Annotated in this window: 20 protein-coding genes and 1 riboswitch; of the genes, 4 read left to right on the plus strand and 16 right to left on the minus strand. The window is 41.2% G+C overall.

Annotated elements, in window-relative coordinates:
* The coding region (locus BMX26_RS00005) for a GH25 family lysozyme (protein ID WP_075529429.1) at nt 1-1688 on the minus strand (1688 nt) is incomplete at its 3' end.
* Nucleotides 1689-1860: 172 nt separating this feature from the next.
* Nucleotides 1861-1908: riboswitch (PreQ1 riboswitch) on the plus strand.
* Nucleotides 1909-1919: 11 nt separating this feature from the next.
* On the opposite strand from BMX26_RS00005, the gene BMX26_RS00010 reads away from it, so the two are divergent.
* The 3 genes from BMX26_RS00010 to BMX26_RS00020 are packed head-to-tail and all read left to right on the plus strand — an operon-like array spanning nt 1920 to nt 3427.
* On the plus strand, nt 1920-2405 hold the full coding sequence (locus tag BMX26_RS00010) for a QueT transporter family protein (protein WP_075529430.1): 486 nt from the start codon (nt 1920-1922) through the stop codon (nt 2403-2405).
* A gap of 33 nt (nt 2406-2438) precedes the next feature.
* Nucleotides 2439-2666, plus strand: a complete 228-nt coding sequence (locus tag BMX26_RS00015) for a DUF2829 domain-containing protein (RefSeq protein ID WP_075529431.1) — start codon at nt 2439-2441, stop codon at nt 2664-2666.
* Nucleotides 2666-3427: a 3-oxoacyl-ACP reductase gene (locus tag BMX26_RS00020; RefSeq protein ID WP_075529432.1), complete on the plus strand. Its 762-nt coding sequence runs from the start codon at nt 2666-2668 to the stop codon at nt 3425-3427. Before BMX26_RS00015 ends, BMX26_RS00020 begins: the two co-directional genes overlap by 1 nt.
* A 34-nt stretch (nt 3428-3461) precedes the next feature.
* On the opposite strand, the gene BMX26_RS00025 is transcribed toward BMX26_RS00020, so the two are convergent.
* The 12 genes from BMX26_RS00025 to BMX26_RS00080 form a co-directional block, all read right to left on the minus strand.
* Nucleotides 3462-4316, minus strand: coding sequence for a DegV family protein (locus BMX26_RS00025; RefSeq protein WP_075529433.1), 855 nt, complete (start codon nt 4314-4316; stop codon nt 3462-3464).
* Nucleotides 4317-4344: 28 nt separating this feature from the next.
* On the minus strand, nt 4345-4686 hold the full coding sequence (locus BMX26_RS00030) for a fluoride efflux transporter FluC (RefSeq protein ID WP_075529434.1): 342 nt from the start codon (nt 4684-4686) through the stop codon (nt 4345-4347).
* Nucleotides 4683-5048, minus strand: coding sequence for a fluoride efflux transporter FluC (locus BMX26_RS00035; RefSeq protein WP_075529435.1), 366 nt, complete (start codon nt 5046-5048; stop codon nt 4683-4685). Before BMX26_RS00035 ends, BMX26_RS00030 begins: the two co-directional genes overlap by 4 nt.
* 67 nt (nt 5049-5115) lie before the next feature.
* A complete protein-coding gene (locus tag BMX26_RS00040) occupies nt 5116-5454 on the minus strand; it encodes a thioredoxin family protein (RefSeq protein ID WP_075529436.1) in 339 nt (112 codons plus the stop codon).
* A 447-nt stretch (nt 5455-5901) separates the two neighbouring features.
* Nucleotides 5902-6717 (minus strand): Cof-type HAD-IIB family hydrolase, encoded by an 816-nt coding sequence (locus tag BMX26_RS00045; RefSeq protein WP_075529437.1) that lies wholly within the window; start codon nt 6715-6717, stop codon nt 5902-5904.
* Nucleotides 6718-6776: 59 nt separating this feature from the next.
* Complete coding sequence (locus BMX26_RS00050) at nt 6777-7304, minus strand: GNAT family N-acetyltransferase (protein ID WP_075529438.1); 528 nt, start codon at nt 7302-7304, stop codon at nt 6777-6779.
* A gap of 49 nt (nt 7305-7353) precedes the next feature.
* A complete protein-coding gene (locus tag BMX26_RS00055) occupies nt 7354-8799 on the minus strand; it encodes an APC family permease (RefSeq protein WP_075529439.1) in 1446 nt (481 codons plus the stop codon).
* 117 nt (nt 8800-8916) lie between these two features.
* On the minus strand, nt 8917-9645 hold the full coding sequence (locus BMX26_RS00060; protein ID WP_075529440.1) for a TerC family protein: 729 nt from the start codon (nt 9643-9645) through the stop codon (nt 8917-8919).
* An 85-nt stretch (nt 9646-9730) separates the two neighbouring features.
* The gene (locus BMX26_RS00065; RefSeq protein WP_075529441.1) at nt 9731-10567 is read right to left on the minus strand and encodes a YitT family protein; all 837 of its coding nucleotides are present in this window, start codon (nt 10565-10567) and stop codon (nt 9731-9733) included.
* Nucleotides 10560-10970 (minus strand): helix-turn-helix domain-containing protein, encoded by a 411-nt coding sequence (locus BMX26_RS00070; protein WP_075529442.1) that lies wholly within the window; start codon nt 10968-10970, stop codon nt 10560-10562. The genes BMX26_RS00065 and BMX26_RS00070 overlap by 8 nt, the downstream gene beginning before the upstream one ends.
* A 51-nt stretch (nt 10971-11021) precedes the next feature.
* Nucleotides 11022-12095, minus strand: coding sequence for an NAD-dependent epimerase/dehydratase family protein (locus BMX26_RS00075; protein ID WP_225355170.1), 1074 nt, complete (start codon nt 12093-12095; stop codon nt 11022-11024).
* Complete coding sequence (locus BMX26_RS00080; protein ID WP_075529444.1) at nt 12070-12795, minus strand: IspD/TarI family cytidylyltransferase; 726 nt, start codon at nt 12793-12795, stop codon at nt 12070-12072. The genes BMX26_RS00075 and BMX26_RS00080 overlap by 26 nt, the downstream gene beginning before the upstream one ends.
* A gap of 224 nt (nt 12796-13019) precedes the next feature.
* Here BMX26_RS00080 and BMX26_RS00085 point away from each other — a divergent pair, with 224 nt between their 5' ends.
* The gene (locus tag BMX26_RS00085) at nt 13020-14825 is read left to right on the plus strand and encodes a heavy metal translocating P-type ATPase (protein ID WP_075529445.1); all 1806 of its coding nucleotides are present in this window, start codon (nt 13020-13022) and stop codon (nt 14823-14825) included.
* A gap of 89 nt (nt 14826-14914) precedes the next feature.
* Here BMX26_RS00085 and BMX26_RS00090 read toward each other — a convergent pair whose 3' ends face one another.
* From BMX26_RS00090 to BMX26_RS00100, 3 genes are all read right to left on the minus strand, one after another.
* Nucleotides 14915-15781, minus strand: a complete 867-nt coding sequence (locus tag BMX26_RS00090) for a DegV family protein (RefSeq protein ID WP_075529446.1) — start codon at nt 15779-15781, stop codon at nt 14915-14917.
* Between the two features lie 129 nt (nt 15782-15910).
* Nucleotides 15911-16324, minus strand: a complete 414-nt coding sequence (locus tag BMX26_RS00095) for a GtrA family protein (protein WP_075529447.1) — start codon at nt 16322-16324, stop codon at nt 15911-15913.
* 23 nt (nt 16325-16347) lie between these two features.
* On the minus strand, nt 16348-17772 hold the full coding sequence (locus tag BMX26_RS00100) for a sugar transferase (RefSeq protein ID WP_075529448.1): 1425 nt from the start codon (nt 17770-17772) through the stop codon (nt 16348-16350).
* Nucleotides 17773-17774: the final 2 nt, after the last annotated feature.

Raw genomic sequence — 17774 nt, forward strand, 5'->3', positions numbered from 1 at the left:
TGGCCTTGCCAGTTGTAATAGCAAATCTTATTTTGGCCATAAGCTGATAAGTTTTGGAAGCCGGTTTGCATGGTATAGTCTGTTTTACTAAAGAGATACCATTTACCATTTATAAGTTTTTGTCCTGACTGTAAAACGCCGTCAGCACCTGCATAATAAGTCTTTTTATTCCAAGTCTTTAACCCATTTTTTTGTAAACCGCCCTGAGCATCAAACAGGTAAGTCTTGCCGCTGATTGTTTGAACTCCCGTTACAGCCTTACCATTTTGATAGTAATAAGTCTTACCACTGATTGTTTGCCAGCCGGTAACACGGCTATTGTTACTACTGCTGGTCAAAGCACCGGTTTTGGCATCAAAAACATAGGTCTTTGCCCCTAAAACGAGCTTGCCGAAGATTTCTTTGCCATCACTGCCAAAATAATAAGTCTTATTATTGATAGTGACGAAACCATTCTTCAACTCTGCCCCAGTGGTAGGGTTGAAATAATAATAACTGCCATTGATATATTGGCGGCCATAAAGCATTTGACCTTGGCTATTGTAGTAGCAGATTTTATTTTGACCATAGGCAGATAAGTTTTGGAAGCCGGTCTTCATCGCACCTGTTATTTTATCGAATAAATACCAGTGCTTATTGATATATTGCTGACCGTAAAGCATTTGACCCTGGCTATTGTAGTAGCAGGTCTTCTTTTGACTGGCAATATATTGGAAGCCGGTTAACTTATTGCCGTTGCTATCGAATAAATACCACTTGCCACTGATGTATTGCTGGCCGGTAACAGCTTTGCCGTTTTTGTAGTATTTATTGCCAACCCAACCATTAGTAGTGGTAGTAGACGAACCGTTGGTCAATAAACCATTAAAATCAGTTGACAAATCAAGATTGCCTAAATTCCAATAACCATAAACATGGGCCGTAGATGAAAATTGCCAAGCGCCGTAGCCTTGATTTTTCCATTGCGTTTCATAATATCCGCCTCTTGTTGGTGAATATGGATATTGTGCAAGCCAAGTGCGCGCCTTACCTACCGTTGAAATGACGGCATCGCGGTAAGGATAGGATTGGTAAACATAAACCCCATGGTTAGTATAACCGTTGCTGTTTAATGCTGACCAAAAAGAATTAAGGCCGTTTTTAACCTGTGATTTCATGGTCGTAGAATCTTCCATATCGGCAAAGACCAAGGTATTTTTAGCAAGGCCTAAACTCTTCATGGCACTGGCCAAGTAGCGGCCTTCGGAAGCCCCTGCTGATGAATTGCCAAAAGTAGCATAATGATATACAGCTACTTTCAACCCAGCAGCCTTAGCATTAGCAATTTGGGTTTTGGCATAAGGGTTCTTATAGTAAGTTCCTTCTGAAACTTTCACGATAATGGTCTTAACACCGGAATTCTTCATAACTTTATAATGAGTCAACGTCAATTTACTTTGATATGACGAAACGTCAACAGCATCCCCGCGAGTATACTTGGAATTGCCGATTGAAAATGAATCACAAGCGCTTAAAATTGACCTAATCGTCGTCTTTTTTAAGGCGTTATTTTTATGTAAATTAACTTCCTGTACTTCAGGAGTCGTTAAATTAGGCTGGCTATCCGCTTGAACTAGGCTCGTATTCACACCTAAAGCAAACAATAAGGCACCTGTGGCAAATCCTAATTTAAAATGATTATTTTTCACGTCAATCCCCCTTCATTTTTCTAATTGATAAAATAATAATCCATAATATAGTAACTATGCTACGTAACACTTTTGAACATTTTTTGAATTTTTTTAAACTAAACTTAATGTTTTTCTATAAGTTTACTTGCCAAAGTCCTGTTTTACCGCTATACTTGTTTTCGTGCTTTAGCACACGGTGGTTCGTAACCATCCCACCGTAATAAAAAACTAGGAAGAGGTTTTATTTTTATGTCAAACACTAAATCACGAGTTTCTGAACTCGCTAAAGTTGCCTTAGTAGCAGCGTTGTATGTCGCTTTAACTTTTGTTAGCCCAAGTTATGGAGCTATCCAATGCCGTTTTTCAGAAATTTTCAACAATTTCACGGTTTTCAATAAGCGCTATATCGCAGCCGTTACTTTAGGTTGTTTTATCGCTAACTTATGGTCTCCTTTAGGTATCGTTGATATCGTCTTCGGGACTTTGGGAACAGTAGTTATGACTAGTTTAAGTTATTTCTTATCTAAAAGAGTTTCATCCGTACCGGCTAAGTTAGCTATCTGTGTTGCTGTTTGCACCCTGATGTCATGGAGTGTTGCTTTAGAATTGCACATCGTCAGCCAAGCACCATTTTGGATGACTTATTTAACCGTTGGCATCGGTGAATTCATTGCTACAGCTATCGGTGCTGTGATTACTTACATTTTGAGTTCTAAACTTGATTTAACTGACTAATAACCAATTCAATTAATCATTAGGAGGGGTTTTATGACATTTGAAAAAGTTTTGCCTGGACTTAAAGCCGGCAAAAAAGCAGTGCGCACCCAAGGCTGGGGAGATAGTGAAGAATATATTTTTGTTGTCTCTGGGGATACTTTAAATGGTGAACTTATCAACCCTTATTTGATGATTAGAACCAAAGAACAACCAGCCTTATCTCAATTTATGCCTACGTCCTGTGACGTTTTGGCGGACGATTGGGAGTTTGTAAATTAATGGAGAAATATTTTGATTATCAAGCTCAAAAGGTGGTTATTACAGGCGTTGCCTCAGGTATTGGTTTAGCACAGGCGCAAGCTTTTTTAGCCGCCGGTGCCGTCGTCTGCGCCAGCGATATTCAACAAAATAACGCTGTCAGCCAGCTTCAACATCAATACCCGCAAACTTTTTACTTTACCCAAGGGGATTTGGCTAGCCTGGCCGGCATTCAAAATTTAGCCGACTTGGTCGCTGCTAAAATGGGATTTTGTAATATCTTACTTAATACGGCAGGCATCTTAGACGCTTATACGCCCACCTTAGAGACAAGTGAAGCCTTATGGGATAAAGTCTTCAATACTAATTTAAAAAGCATTTTCCGCTTAACAAATCTGCTCTTGCCTAAAATGCTTGAAAACGGACATGGGGTTGTGATTAATATGGCCTCCATTGCCGGCTTAGTAGCTGGCGGAGGCGGTGCAGCCTACACTGCATCAAAGCACGCCATCATCGGCTACACCAAGCAGCTGGATTTAGATTATGCAGCTCAGGGTATCAGAGCCTGCGCAATTGCACCTGGTGCCATCAATACCCCGATGAATAAAAAAGATTTTGAAGGAGATGCTAAAATGGCAAAAGAAGTTGCTTCTTTGACCCCAGCAAAAAGATGGGCGTCTCCCAAAGAAGTAGCTGATCTAACGCTTTTTTTGGCCAGCTCAGCTGCAGATTATATCCACGGTGCTACCGTTCCGATTGATGGTGGCTGGATTGAAAAATAAAAAAAGCCCGTTAGCTAAAAAGCTAACGGGCTTTTTATATATCGTTAACAGATAAGGCAAATAAAATACTTTGTGGACCACTATAAGAGACCAATGACGGCCGCATTTTGGCTAATTTAATATCAGCTGTGGGCAAATCAGTTTTAATGATTTGCACCCATTTTTGGGCCGTTTTTCTCGCTTGCGGCTCAAACATCACATCAACTAAAGGTTTCTGGCCGCCAGCTGCCAGCTGTCGCTTAAAATCAGCCATAATTGCCGCATAAAATGGTTTTACTCGCACAAGATGATCAACCAAAAGTAATTTTCCCTGCTGATCAAAGGTCATTAAAGCCTTATTGGGGATGACACCGGGAACATGGCCTGCCAAAGAGCCTTTTTGCAACAAAGGTTTCATATCATTTATGAGCAAATAAGTCGCCTGTTTTTTGCGAAAAACGGCTAATTGCAATAAAATATCATCTAATTTTTCACCGGCCTGCACCAGCTGGCTAGCATATTCGACTTGCCTTTTCAGGGGTAAACCGCTTGTTCTAGCATCAAAAACCGCTAATTTTATGGGACAGTTTTTCTTTTGCGCATAAGTTTGCAAGCTGTCCCCTAAAGCTGATAACCCTGATGCTAAATGGATAGCTAAGCAAGCATCATAGCCCGCTTGCGCCAACTTATTGATTACTGCATCAATCTCTGCTAAAGAATTCTGACCTAGACTTAACACACTTGCCGTTAAACGGGCTTGCTTTATCAGCAGATCATCCGAAATATCCAAGCCTTCATGATATATTTTACCGCCAACGCTCAGCGGTAAATGCAACACTGTAACCTTTAAAGCCTGCGCTTCTTTTTTACTAATGGCAGCGGAACTATCCGTTAATACCGCAATTTTCATATTTAACATCCTTTAACTTAATCTGCTTCTATTTTAGCATACCCGCCAAATACCAGCCTAAAAAAGCACATAATGGTCCTAAAAAGGCACTAATAACAAAATATATGCCGGCTTGGCGGTAATATTTATCTTGGATTAAGGCCAAAAGCTCGGTATTATAAGTTGAAAAAGTCGTATACCCGCCTAAAAAGCCTGTTCCTAAAAAAAGGGCTGCATCAGTGGTTTTAACAAGTCCTAATAAAAAGGCCCCGCTCAAATTAATGATTAGCGTTATCCATGGAAAAACCGTATGTGCATGCTTTTTGTAAATATTTGTCAAATTATACCGCACTAAAGCGCCCAAACCAGCGCCAAAAGCTACCATCATCATACTGCCACCTTCTTTGCTGTCAAATATCCCAACCAAGCTAAAAGCAACCCGCCAAGACTATTTAACAGCCAGTAAATAAGACCTAGCATAAGCTGGCCAGCTTGCATAAATTGGCTCGTTTCAAAGGCGAAGGTGGAAAAAGTGGTTAAAGCACCAATCATCCCGGTACCTAAGCCCGTTTGCAGCCAAGCAGGAAAGTTCGATTTTTGCAGCAGGTAATACGTTAAAAACGCCAGCATAAAGCAGCCTGCCAGATTAACCAGCAGCGTTCCCCAGGCTAACAAGCGGCTGCTGATGACATATCTTAAAATGCCACCTAGCATAGCAAAGATAAAAACACTAGCATTTTCTTTAATCTTCATAAAATCACTCCTATACCAATATACACGCCTAGCAAATAAAAACAAGGGCGAAAAAACTTCGTCCTTGTTAAATCTCAGTCAATTTTTGCTTTAAATATGCTTGCATATCACTATATTTCCGGTATCCCGTGACCTTTTCTTTAGCAAGACCATGTTTAAAAATCAATAGGGCTGGAATATTCATAATATTTTGCTTTAAAGCTAACTCTTGATTGTGTTCCACATCAACTTTTAAAAACTTGATTTGTCCAGCTGCAATTTCTGGTTGAAAGGCTTGTTCTAATTGTTGCAACACAGGTTCCATCATTTTGCAGGGAGCACACCACTCAGCCCAAAAATCGGCCACTACCAGCGGCGCTTTTTGAACATCATCAGCAAAAGTTTGGGCTGTACTTTTTTTAGCCATCTTGTTACCTCTTAAATTATTTTCTATTACCGCAAAAGGTGCAAATCACGATTGCACCCTGGTTTAGTCAGGATTTGGCTCGCATACGCCTACGTCTAAGCTGTGTCCGCTTGGAATCGTACCGATTCCCGCGCTACCACGAGCTTAGTCTACAGGCGTATGACCGCTCGCCAAAACACCCTGGTTTAGTCGGGCTTTTGGTCGCATGGGCTTAGTGACAAGGAACTACTCCTCGGGGGCTTGACAGCCCCGCTTCGTCGCAGTCCGCTTGTCATACAGCCCATAACCGCTCGCCAAAGCACCCTGGTTTAGTCGGGCTTTTCTTAGTCGGGCAATCGTTCGCATAAGGCTAAATCTAAGCACAAACAGCTTGGGGGCTTACAGCCCCACGTCGCCGTTTTAAGCTTAGCTTACGCCTTATAAGCGCTCACGATTGCACCCTTACTACTATAGCACAAATTTTTCAATCACTTCAGCGACAGCATCGTGGTTATTATCATTTTCCGTCGTATAATCAGCGACGTCTTTTACAAATTGGCGCCCATTGGCCACACAAACACCTAAACCGCACGCTTTAATCATTGGCAAATCATTACCATTGTCGCCCACGGCAATAATTTCATCAGGCTTAATGCCTAATTTGGCACCTAAAGCTAAAGCAGCCTGCCCTTTGTCAGCCTTTAAATCATTAAATTCCACATAGCGATCGGATGAAAAAGCAATGTTAAGCGGCTCTGTGAGCAAAGCTTGTGCTTCTTTTCGAAATGCAATCCGGTCTGCTTCAGCGGGAACATGAAAAATAATCTTCGTGATTGTCTGATTTTCCAAAAAATCCAAATTTGGATCTTCCATTTCTTGCCAAGACGGCACCCGTCCCGTCAAATAATCTGTTTCAGCTTGGTTCATATTCCAAATATAAAGTTCGTCAACCGTATAAACATGTACGCATAGGCCTTTGAGATAGCCGAGTTCAAAGAGTTTTTGCATCATTTCAAAAGCTAACGGTGCTGTTTGCACAACTCGGTTAGCCTTATTTTCAACGATGGTGGCTCCATTATAGGAAATGACGTATTGGCCGGCTTGACCGCTTAAGCCTAACTCCCGCAAGTTATCTTGGACTGACATAAAACTTCGGCCCGTGTTCGGTACAAATTTCAATCCGCTGTGAACTGCTTTTTTAATCATTTCAACCGTATGAGTCCCGATGGTTTTATCATCGCAAAGCAGCGTTTCGTCCAAGTCGCATACTAACATTTTATACATTTTAATAACCTCTCTTAAACGTTTTCATACTCATAATATAACTTATTTGTACCAACAAATCAATCAGTGAGGCTGGTTTGCTGCAAAAGGCCGACTACCGGGGTTCCGTCTGCCTTATTGCCCAATAAAATCTTGCCCTGCACTTCAAAACCAGCTTGGGCAAAAAAATTTTGCATCGCTTCATCTAAAAAAGGTGCTGCTAACAATTGCTTAAACCCTTCGCGCTTTAAAGCGTGCTTTAAAGCTTTAATAATCGTTTGACCTATTCCTTGCTTAACTAGGGCCTGGTCCACCATAATCAGCCCCAGCCAAGCAGATAAATTGTCAGGAAAAGATAGCACTATATCAACCAATGCGATTAATTTTTTGTCCTGATAAAAACCTAAATAAAATTTATCAGCGGCCCTGCTACGGTCCGGCAAACTAGTTAAATCAGTTAAAATATCAGCCTTGGTGACTGGATGGTCCAGCAAGTAAGTATGATAATTAGGATGACCCTTTTGCAAAATTAAAATTGCTTCCGCATCGCTTGCTTGCAACATTTTAACTTCATAAGGCAATAAAAAAGCTAACCGTGAAATCAGCATCAAATTCCTCCTTAAAAAAAGAGCTGAGAATAACCTCAGCTCTTCTAAATTAGGCTTCTGGCGCCTGTCTTTTTTCTAGCCATGCTAAAAATGGCATCAAGCAGCCTGCGCCGAACAAAACACCGACTGACAAGAAATTCAAAATTAATTGATGGTTCCAAGCGCCCGTACCAAAGGTTACATCTTGAGGTAAGAAACTCATGATAGCACAAATCAGTGAAAAGACAAAGCACCAAGTCCCCATTGCGATTGCACCCTTTTGATTTTTAATATAAACAAATTGCGAAGGAAACTGTTCTTGATGCAAACGCACGCAGATAAAGGCCAAAAACAACCAGCAGTTTTTGAAAGGAAAGACAATTCCATTCAAATTAAGCAACCAGTTAAAGACCGCATTAATATCAGGCAAAGTTCCTGAAAGTAAAAGTAAAAACAGGCATAAACCGGTCGTCAACACATAAGAGTGAATTGGACGGCCATTACGGTTTCGCTTCAGCATCCATTTTGGCATAAAGTTAGCTGCCGTATCAGCTGCTAAAACCCAGCTGGTTGAATCCAAAAAAACCGCTAATTGCGCCATCATATAAACCGCCTGTACTACTGCAAAAACATACATCAGGGTATCACCCAGGCCCATGCGTTCACCCAATAATTGGAAGGCATAATATGAACCATTCATTTTGAGGTCATGCGGCAAATTATTGGCATCAAAGAAAATTGCTAGTGAAAAAGTTCCAAAAACCGTCAAAAAAGCTGTCATCGAAGCAATCAAAATCATTGATTTTTTGAAATCACGGTTAGGATTTTTCATTCTGGTCAAGTAAGGCGCCACCAGTTCAGCCCCGCAAACCGCAAACATCAATAAACCAGTTGTTGAAAAATACCCCGGCGTAAATTTAGGGATAAATGCCTTAAGGTTAAAGGGTTGGGTCGCAATGTGGCCGCCATTAAGCAAAGTCCATGCGGTCATCACTACAAATAAAATAGTCATGACAAACATTGACACCCCACCAATTGTGGCCATAACCTGCAGTGATTTTTTGAAAAAGTTTTCCAATAAGATAAAAATCAAAATAATAACAAAAGTCCAAATCCCAAACCACACACTTGACATCCGGCTGCTTAAACTATTATCGCCTAAAAGCAGCCAACTGTAAGAAACAATCGTTGAGTTAGCCACGTCAACAATATATGGCAGGCAAGCAGCCCAATACATCCAAGCTGTCCAATAACCTAAAGCATCACTGTGGGTACTGTGTCTGACCCACGAAGCCAGACCGCCTTCTTGATGACCATTAAAAACAGACCCCAAATGCGCTACGGACATTTCATATGGAACAACAAAGAAAAAGACCATGAAAATCCAAGAAAAGACCACCGACAAGCCTTGATTTTGCAAAGGATATAAAATATCATCAAAACCAATAATTGTCACAAAACCGATCATAGCTAAGACCGGCCAGCTGATATAGCTTTTATTTGTTTCATTTTCCATGAAAAACGCCTCTACCTTTTTATAAATTTTTGTAAAGCATACTGAAAAATTTTAATGAATAGATAAGTTTTTGTCAATATATTAAAAAAGCTATCTCAAACAAGATAGCTTTTAATCTTAATTTTTTACTTTGTGTACTACAGCCGTCAGCACTAAGGCTAAAAGAACCAAGCCGCCGAATAAAGCAGCTGGAATTTCAATATCGATGGTTGGAATGGTCAAGAAGAGTTTAATGGCAATCAGCGCAATCAACCCATAGGCCGTCACTTCCAGTTCAGGAATAATTTCCATTAACTTCATGACAACTTCGGCAATTCCCCGCATACACAGGATACCAATCATCCCACCAATTAAGACGATAACTGGATTAGAGGAAATCGCCAATGAAGCTAAAATGGAATCCATTGAAAAGACGACATCCATCATTTCAATGGAAATCACCACCGACCAAAACAGCGGCAACCTTCTTTTCTTTTCTTTGTGCTCCTTATGATGAACTTTTTCGGGATGACGCATTTTATAGAAGTGGTTCAAAGACAGGTACATCAAGTAAGCTGCCCCCAAAACCTTAATTTCCCAAAAATTAATCAAATAAGAGCCTAAGCCAATCAAAATGAAGCGGAAAATATAGGCGCCCCATAAGCCATAAAATAACGACTTTTCTTGTTGAACTTTATCAGGCAATTTTTGTGTCTGCGCAGCTAAAACAATAGCGTTATCCACTGACAGCAAACATTCAATCAAAACCAAAGAGAGGATAATCATCCAATCTGAGCCCGATTCAACAACTGTTTTCCAATTATTTAAGTCAAAAAATGGTCCATACAACTTAGTTAGTATCGACAACAATGACCCTCCTTTTAATAAGTTATCCACATCATACCATATCTGCCAGCTGCATTATGCATCTTTACAAATAATTTACAGACAACTACAAAATCCTTAACAAATCACGCCCATAAGCGCTTTTGACGTCCTCAACCACTACAAAAGCAACTTCGTCAACTTTTTTGATAGCACCCATTACCTTCACTAAATCTTTGGCCTCACACACCAAATACAAAAGCTCTTTTTCCTGCTGACTGATGTACCCTTTGCCTTTAACCAAAGTAACCCCAGTCCCTGTAATCAAAGATAAGTGCTGCGCTAAAAGATTGGTTTTATCCGACACAATCATCAGCTGCTTTTTAGCGACAAAATTATCCAAGAATTGGTTTAATAGTACGGCCGACAGATATAACTCGATAATAGTCAGCAGCATATTTTCAAAGCCGATGACTACAAAAGATGGGATCGCTACCATCAAATCAAAACACAACATGGCAGACCCTGTTTTGATTCCAAAGAATTTATTGACAATCTTGGCTAAAATGGTCGATCCGGCTAAAGTGCCTTCACCTTTCATAATGAAAGCCATGGCTACCCCCATTAAAGCTCCGCCGATTAAAGCCGCAATCAGAGGCTCTTGTAAATTAAACTTAAGCGTGACGGTGATTTTTAAAAATAAAGAAATAAGAGCAATCGTATATACCGTATAAAACACAGTCTGCTTACTTAACAATTTCCAGCCTAAAAGCAGCAAACAGCCGTTTAACAATAAATTAGTCAATCCCGGCGCAATGTGAAAAAGGTAATATCCCAAGGTCATCAAACCGGTCACCCCTCCTTCACCTAAGTGGTTGGCAATTAAAAAGCCGTTAATCGCCACCGCATACAACAAAGCCCCCATGGCATTCAAACAAAGATTATAAACAATTTTTTTACTCATCTAAATCCCCTAATTCAAGCTGAATTGCCGTTTTTTTAGGCTTAGCCTGCTCTTCGCGGCCATACAAAAAGCCCTTAATCAAGGCATACAATTCACTTTTTTCACTTGCCGTCAATTTTTTAGCCGCAAATTCAACTTCAGCATTGGATGCTAAAATTTCAGCTAAATCAAAATTTTCATACCCGCGTCCCAGTAAATAATCAGCGGATACTCCAAAAAATTCAGCCAGTTGTCTCACATCAAGGTAAGACGGCGTATTAATGCCGCACTCCCATTTACTCAACTGCGTCGCTGTTTTTGCCTTCTTAATGTACCTGGCCTGCATCTGATTTAAGCCCTGTGCCAATTCATTTAGCGTTAATTTTTTTCCTAGGCGCAAAGCCCGCATTCTTTCTGGAAACATCTTATCTGACCTTTCTGCTTAATAGAAAAAGCAGTAAATAATTTACTGCTTTTAAGCTTTTATTTCTTCAAACCACTGCGCCAGCTTCAGGTAGGCTTCAGGTAAAGCCACTGTCGGCTTCCAGCCGAGGCACTGGAGCTTTTTAGAATTCAGCTTCATTTTGACATCAGGGGCATAGCCTAGACTGGCACTATTCTGCGGCACATCAATCACAACTTGGGACTGGCCCTCAGATAACACTTGCGCCACAAGTTCTGCCATAGCTTTAATGGTCAAATGGCTGTGCTCATTAGCCACATTGTAAGCTTGACCCGGCTGTCCCAAGTACAGCAGCATCAAAATGGCCTTAACAGCATCAGCCGTATAGACATAATTACCTTCCGATAACCCCTGCGTATGCAAGATTAAATCTTCATGCTTTAAAGCACTGCGGGCAAATTGTGCAAAAACCCGGTTTTCACTCGGCAAAACACCGGCACCAAACGTTTGCGCCAAGCGGGCTGAAACAACCTCCACTTGATACTGCGCACTGTAGCCTGTGCATAAACACTCGCAGGCTCTTTTACCTTCAGGATAACAGCTGCGGGGGTTGGTTAAATCAATAAAGCCCAGATCCTCTTCCGTGGTATTAGTAGTATTTTTAGGCTGACCGTAAATTTCCATGGAAGAAATATACACCATCCGCGCCTTTTTTTGCCGGGCTAATTCAAGCATTTTCTTGGTGCCTTTAAGCGCCACTTCAAAAGTACCCACAGGGTCTTGCACCATAACTTTCGAAGCCGTAACTGCGGCCGCATGGATAATAAAATCGACCCTGTCTTCGATATTTACGGCCGCGGCTGTCTTTAAATCGTGCACCACCAACTGCAAACTTTCGTCATTAAGCAAAGACCCATATAAGTTGTGCGCCTTAGCCTCATTTCTGACTAACGCATAGACTGTCAAATTAAGCTTTCGTTTGCGGTTGGCATACAATAAAAACCTTACCAGCAAGGAACCGATTAAACCAGTCGCCCCGGTGATCACCAGACTTTTATTTTTTAAACGGCTTATATCAAGCTCAGAATTAAGCAGGTTCTCAAAATCTTCTGTTAACACACTAGTCGAGGCCATAAATTTGTTCATCCTCCCTGGCATCAAGCAAAGCGCGCATCGTATAGAAATCATCCGGCGTAGTAATCTTGATGTTTTCCTGTGGCCCTTCAATTAAATAAAGCTGGTGTCCATAATATTGCATCATAGAACATGAATCAATAAAGTCGCCCTTCTTTTCAGCTAAAGCTTGGCGGTGCGCGCCTAAAATATCTTTAAGCCAAAAGCTTTGCGGTGCGCGCGCTAAACGTGACATGGAGCGGTCAGGAATCGCCACAATTTTATTATCTTCACCAACCGTTAACACCGTTTCTTTAACGGGAACACTCGTGATGGCACTGCCGTGTGCCTTCACTGAATTGATATTATCCGTAATCGTTTGTTCTCTAATCAAAGGACGTACCCCATCATGGATTAAAACGATTGCCTCTTTGCCATCAGCTACGCGTTCAGCTGCACATAAGCCGTTATAGATTGAGGCCTGCCCCGTTTTTCCGCCAGGCACAACTTCTTTAACTTTTTTGAGGTTGTATCTAGTTAACAGCTTTTGCAAATGTGGAATCCAATCTTCAATACAAGCAACTACAACCGCATCGATGTCAGGATGATTTTCAAATAACTCAAGGGTATGCACAATAATCGGTTTGCCATGCATATTTAAAAATTGTTTTGGTCGGTCCTTGCTGCGCATCCGCATACCAACTCCGCCAGCAAAAATAACTGCAATATTCATTCAGTTTGCCTCCAGTGACCGTAAATTTAGCGCTTAAATTAAGCGGCTTTTTGTGTACAACTAATAATAACATATTTACCTTTCTTTGGTATCATCACCTTATTTCAATGCAAACAAAAACCATTTAACAGCAATTGATAACTGTTCTCATTTAGAATCATTTTAGTTTACTTTGGGAGTAAAAAGTGTTACCTTAATAGTCGAAGCCGCGGAGGTGCTTAAAAATGAAACATACAACTAAATTAATCATTACCTTATCGATTAGCGTTATTGCCCTTATTTTAGAATTTATCCTACACCAGCCCTTAGCTGCCCAAATTTTAATTACTATCGCCGGCATTGCTGTTTCTTTATCAATGCTCAGCGAAATGATTAAATCTCTTAAAAATGGCGACTATGGCGTAGACCTTTTAGCTATCACCGCCATTATCTCAACCTTAAGCGTCGGCCAATATTTTGCCGCTATGATTATTTTAATTATGCTGATTGGCGGCGATTCGCTGGAAGATTACGCTTCAAAAAAAGCTCATACTGAACTAAAAAGTCTACTCGACCATTCACCCAAAATAGCCCATGTCCTTGATCACGGCAAAACGATAGACTCAGATGTCGCCCAGGTTCAAGTCGGCCAAAAAATTCTCGTCCGCCCTGGTGAGGTCGTCCCGCTTGACGGTCAGGTTTTAGTCGGCCAAAGCTTCCTGGATGAATCATCTCTGACAGGCGAATCTTTGGCCGTTTTTAAAGGGCCAAAAGACCTGATTTATTCAGGTTCCATTAATGGCGATCAAGCCTTGACCATGCTCGTATCCGCGACTGCCAAAGACAGCAAATATCAGCAGCTGGTCAGATTAGTCCAAGAAGCCGATAAATCACCGAGTCATTTTGTCAGAATGGCTGACCGCTACGCCTTGCCTTTCACGTTAGCTGCCTTTGTCATTGCCGGCTTGGCTTGGTTTTTCTCCAAAGACCCTGTCCGGTTCGCTGAAGTCCTGGTGGTTGCTTCTCCTTGCCCCTTAATTTTGGCAGCCCCAGTAGCAATGGTTTCAGGAATGAGCCGTGCTTCTCGCAACGGGATTATCATTAAAACAGGTGATGTTTTAGAAAAATTAGCCGTTGCTAAAACGGCAGCCTTTGATAAAACAGGCACTATCACCAAGGGCGCTTTAACTGTCCATGATGTCAAAACAAAGCCGGGCGTTTCCGCTGAAAAGCTGTTGCAATTAGCTGCCAGCGCGGAACAATCATCTAATCATATCTTGGCTAAATCCTTAGTGGCCTACACTAAAGCACAAAAAATTCCGCTTTTGGCTCCGGATAAGCTAAAAGAAGATACCGGCCATGGGGTAACAGCTTGGATTGATCAGGCTAAAATCACCGTTGGCAAAAAAAGCTATGTTGCCCCCGAAAACCTTGACGAAAGTCCTAATCAAACCGCTATCTATGTCGCTAATAATCAAAAACTTTTGGGATACATTACCTTCCTTGATCAAATTCGGCCGGAAGCCAGCCAAACAATCGCTGCTTTAAAAGCTCACGGTATCCAAAAAAGCTTGATGCTGACCGGCGACAAATTAAAAATCGCCCGTAAAATAGCCCAAGAAGCCGAACTTGATGAAGTAAAAGCGGAACTGCTTCCCCAAGACAAAATTCAAGCTTTAAACGATATCCCGCCAGAATTGCGTCCTGTCATCATGGTTGGCGACGGTGTCAACGATGCTCCCGCCTTAGCCTGCGCTGATGTAGGCATTGCGATGGGCGCAAATGGAGCTAGTGCTGCCAGTGAATCGGCCGATGTCGTTATTTTGAAGGATGATTTAAGCAAGGTCGCCAAGGCGGTCATAATTTCCCAAGATACTATGAAAATCACTAAACAAGCCGTCTTATTAGGTATTTTTATCTGCCTTGTCTTAATGCTTATTGCTACAACAGGCGTCTTGCCGGCTTTAGTAGGAGCCTTATGCCAGGAATTGGTCGATACGGTTTCGATCTTGTGGGGCTTAAAAGCTCGCTTTCCCAAAGAAAAAAGCTAGCCTACCTAAAAAAATCAGTCGAAAGTAAGTTCAAAAATCAACCTTGTCAAATAAAAAAGACACTAGCTTAACCAAGCTAGTGTCTTTTTTTAGCGATTTTCTTCTGGTTCGGGCTTCTTAGTTAAAGTAATAACCCCGATAGCGTTTAAACCGGTATGAGTCATAATAATCGGACTGGTCAATTCTGAAATATAACGAGCATCTTTACTGCCTTCAGGAAGCATACGATCCTTGATACGCTCGATAAATTCTGGATCGGTGCCGACATTTGATAAGGATAGTTCCTCAATTGGGTTATCCGTATGGTATTTTTCAAGGCTTTGGCAATATTTGACAAAAGCTTTGCGGCTGCGGCCTTTATACACCACATCCAGACTATTTTCCCTAAGTCTGACCACAACTTTGAGATTAATCATTTTGGTTAAAAGACCGGCCATCTTGCTGACACGTCCGCCAGCAACCAAACAGTCAAGGTTATCCACTAAAACATCAGTGGTAGACCGCAAGTGGATATCCCACAAATGCTCCTTGATTTCTGCAATGGACTTGCCTTTAGCTGCATCTTCAACAGCTGCCAAGACTTGGAAAGACAAAGCCCGATCCGTTTCTTTACTATTGATGACTGTTACTGAAGCGTCTACCATTTCGGCAGCTGCACAAGCGGTTTGATAAGTGCCGCTTAAAACATCAGACATCATAATCGCCAAAACTTCGCTGCCGTCAGCGCCGGCTTTTTCAAAGACATCAATAAACCGGCCCATCGGTGGCTGACTTGTCTTAGGAATAATCCCTTTGCGCAAGGCTTCAACTAATTCGGGTCGCGTAATCGTTTCACCATCCACATGGTTAATGCCATCAAGTTCAACCGATAGCGGAACGATAAAAATATGATTATCTTTAATTTCTTGAGCAGTCAGTTGGGCTGATGAATCGGTGACAATATTAATATGTGCCATCTAAATGTCTCTCCTTCACTTATTTTAATGCTTTAATTATAACGCAAAGCATACCGACATTCCAATAAAGCAGGACTGGAAGTCTAGATACAAAAAAGCCAAATCAATTCATTTGATTTGGCTTTACTTTTAATCTTGTTTAAAGGCCCAAAATCTTTGTCCGATATAGTTCAATCCTACAAAGAAAATGGAACCGGCCAACATAGCCGCATTATCTTGGACACTTTGGCTAAAGGAGCTAAAGAGGTAAACGACTACAGGTTTAGCAACGCCGTAAGCGACCAAGTAGCACACTGTAATGTTGATAATGAATTTTACGATGACTTTAGCATCCTTGGACTTATTTTGGAAAGTAAAATACTTATTCAAAAAATAACTCACAATACTGCCAACAATATAGTTGGAGGCTGAAGAAATCCAGTAGTTGAAATGAAAGAGGTTATAAAATAAAAACATAACCCCCATCCCGACTGCAGTATTCACAATCCCAACCAGGATAAATTTTAACATCGTAATATCAAAAAACTGCTTTAATTTGTTCATATCTTATACCCTGGTCCTTAATCCTATTTGGATCCTTCACCGCTAAAGACTTCTTTGACTGTCAAAAAGAGAATTTTGATATCTTCAAAAATAGACCATTCATCGATATATTTCATATCAAGTTTGATAACTTCCTCGAAATCGGTAATATCAGACCGGCCGCTGACCTGCCACATTCCCGTAATCCCAGGACGAACAGCCAGGCGGGCCCGGTGGTGTTTTTCATAATTTTTCCATTCGTCAACCAAAGGCGGCCGTGTTCCCACCAGACTCATTTCCCCGCGCAAAACATTCCAAAATTGCGGAAATTCATCCAAGGATGTCTTGCGGATAAACCAGCCGATTCCATGCTTGGAGCCGTCTTTGCCTGAACCGATAATTCGCGGATCATTATCTGCTTTGAACATCAAAACGCTATCAACGGTATTCATACTCATGAGCTCTTTTTTACGTTCCTCAGCATCCTGATACATGCTTCTAAACTTGTAAATCTTAAAGAGACGTCCATTTTTACCAACTCTTTTTTGTGAGAAAAAGATAGGACCGGGATCAGAGAAGTAAATAATCGGGCCGATAATAATCACTAATATACCGGTGAAAACTAAGCCAACCAGCGCACCCACGATATCCATCAGGCGCTTTAAGGCCAGCTGGAAGCTGGAAGCGATTTTGATGGTTTGGGTAATAACCGTATAACCACTGATTTTTTCCACCGTCTGCATTCCGCGTTCACTATGGTACAGTTCAGCAATCGAAATGTGGGCCGTAATCCCCATGTTCAGCAAATCATCTAACACATTTTCCGGTGCTGTCTGCCCCTTAGGCAAGACAAACATAACCTCATCAACTAAGTCATTGACAATATTATCGGTAAAATCAGCAATACTACCGACAATTTTAACACCGTTAAATAAGTCACCTGTTTGATAAGCGCCATCTGTTAAAACCAAACCTGAGACGCTAATATCACCTAACGACTTTTGTTCCAGCCGTTCCTTGGTGTCTTTAGCCCAGTCCGTGGTTGTGACTAAAATCATTCTTCTTTTAGCATATCCATTTTTGCGGCGCTGTCTTAAGATGATTTTTTTCCAAAGTGACCGCTCCACGTAAATTGCCGGAATGCCAATAATAATCAGCAGCACAAAGACGGTTCGCGAATACCAGTAAGTTGTTTGTGTCATCAAAAGATACAAAGCTAGTAGCATTACCATGGCTAAAACGTATTTAACGGTTTCTTTTAATTCTTTAATACTATCTCTTTTTAAGATATTGCGATAATTTTCCGATAACACCGAGAAAACAAAGCCTGCTACCGCCATAATTAAAGCCCCATTATGATAGACAGGTCTTGCATATGGGTTTAACAAACCATGTCGAACAATAAAGGAAATGACGTATACCAGCTGCATAACCAGCATATCCAGTATCGTAAAATCCAAGTGTTTCATCC

It is taken from the genome of Ligilactobacillus sp. WC1T17 (assembly GCA_900110005.1).
Taxonomy (GTDB): domain Bacteria; phylum Bacillota; class Bacilli; order Lactobacillales; family Lactobacillaceae; genus Ligilactobacillus; species Ligilactobacillus ruminis_A.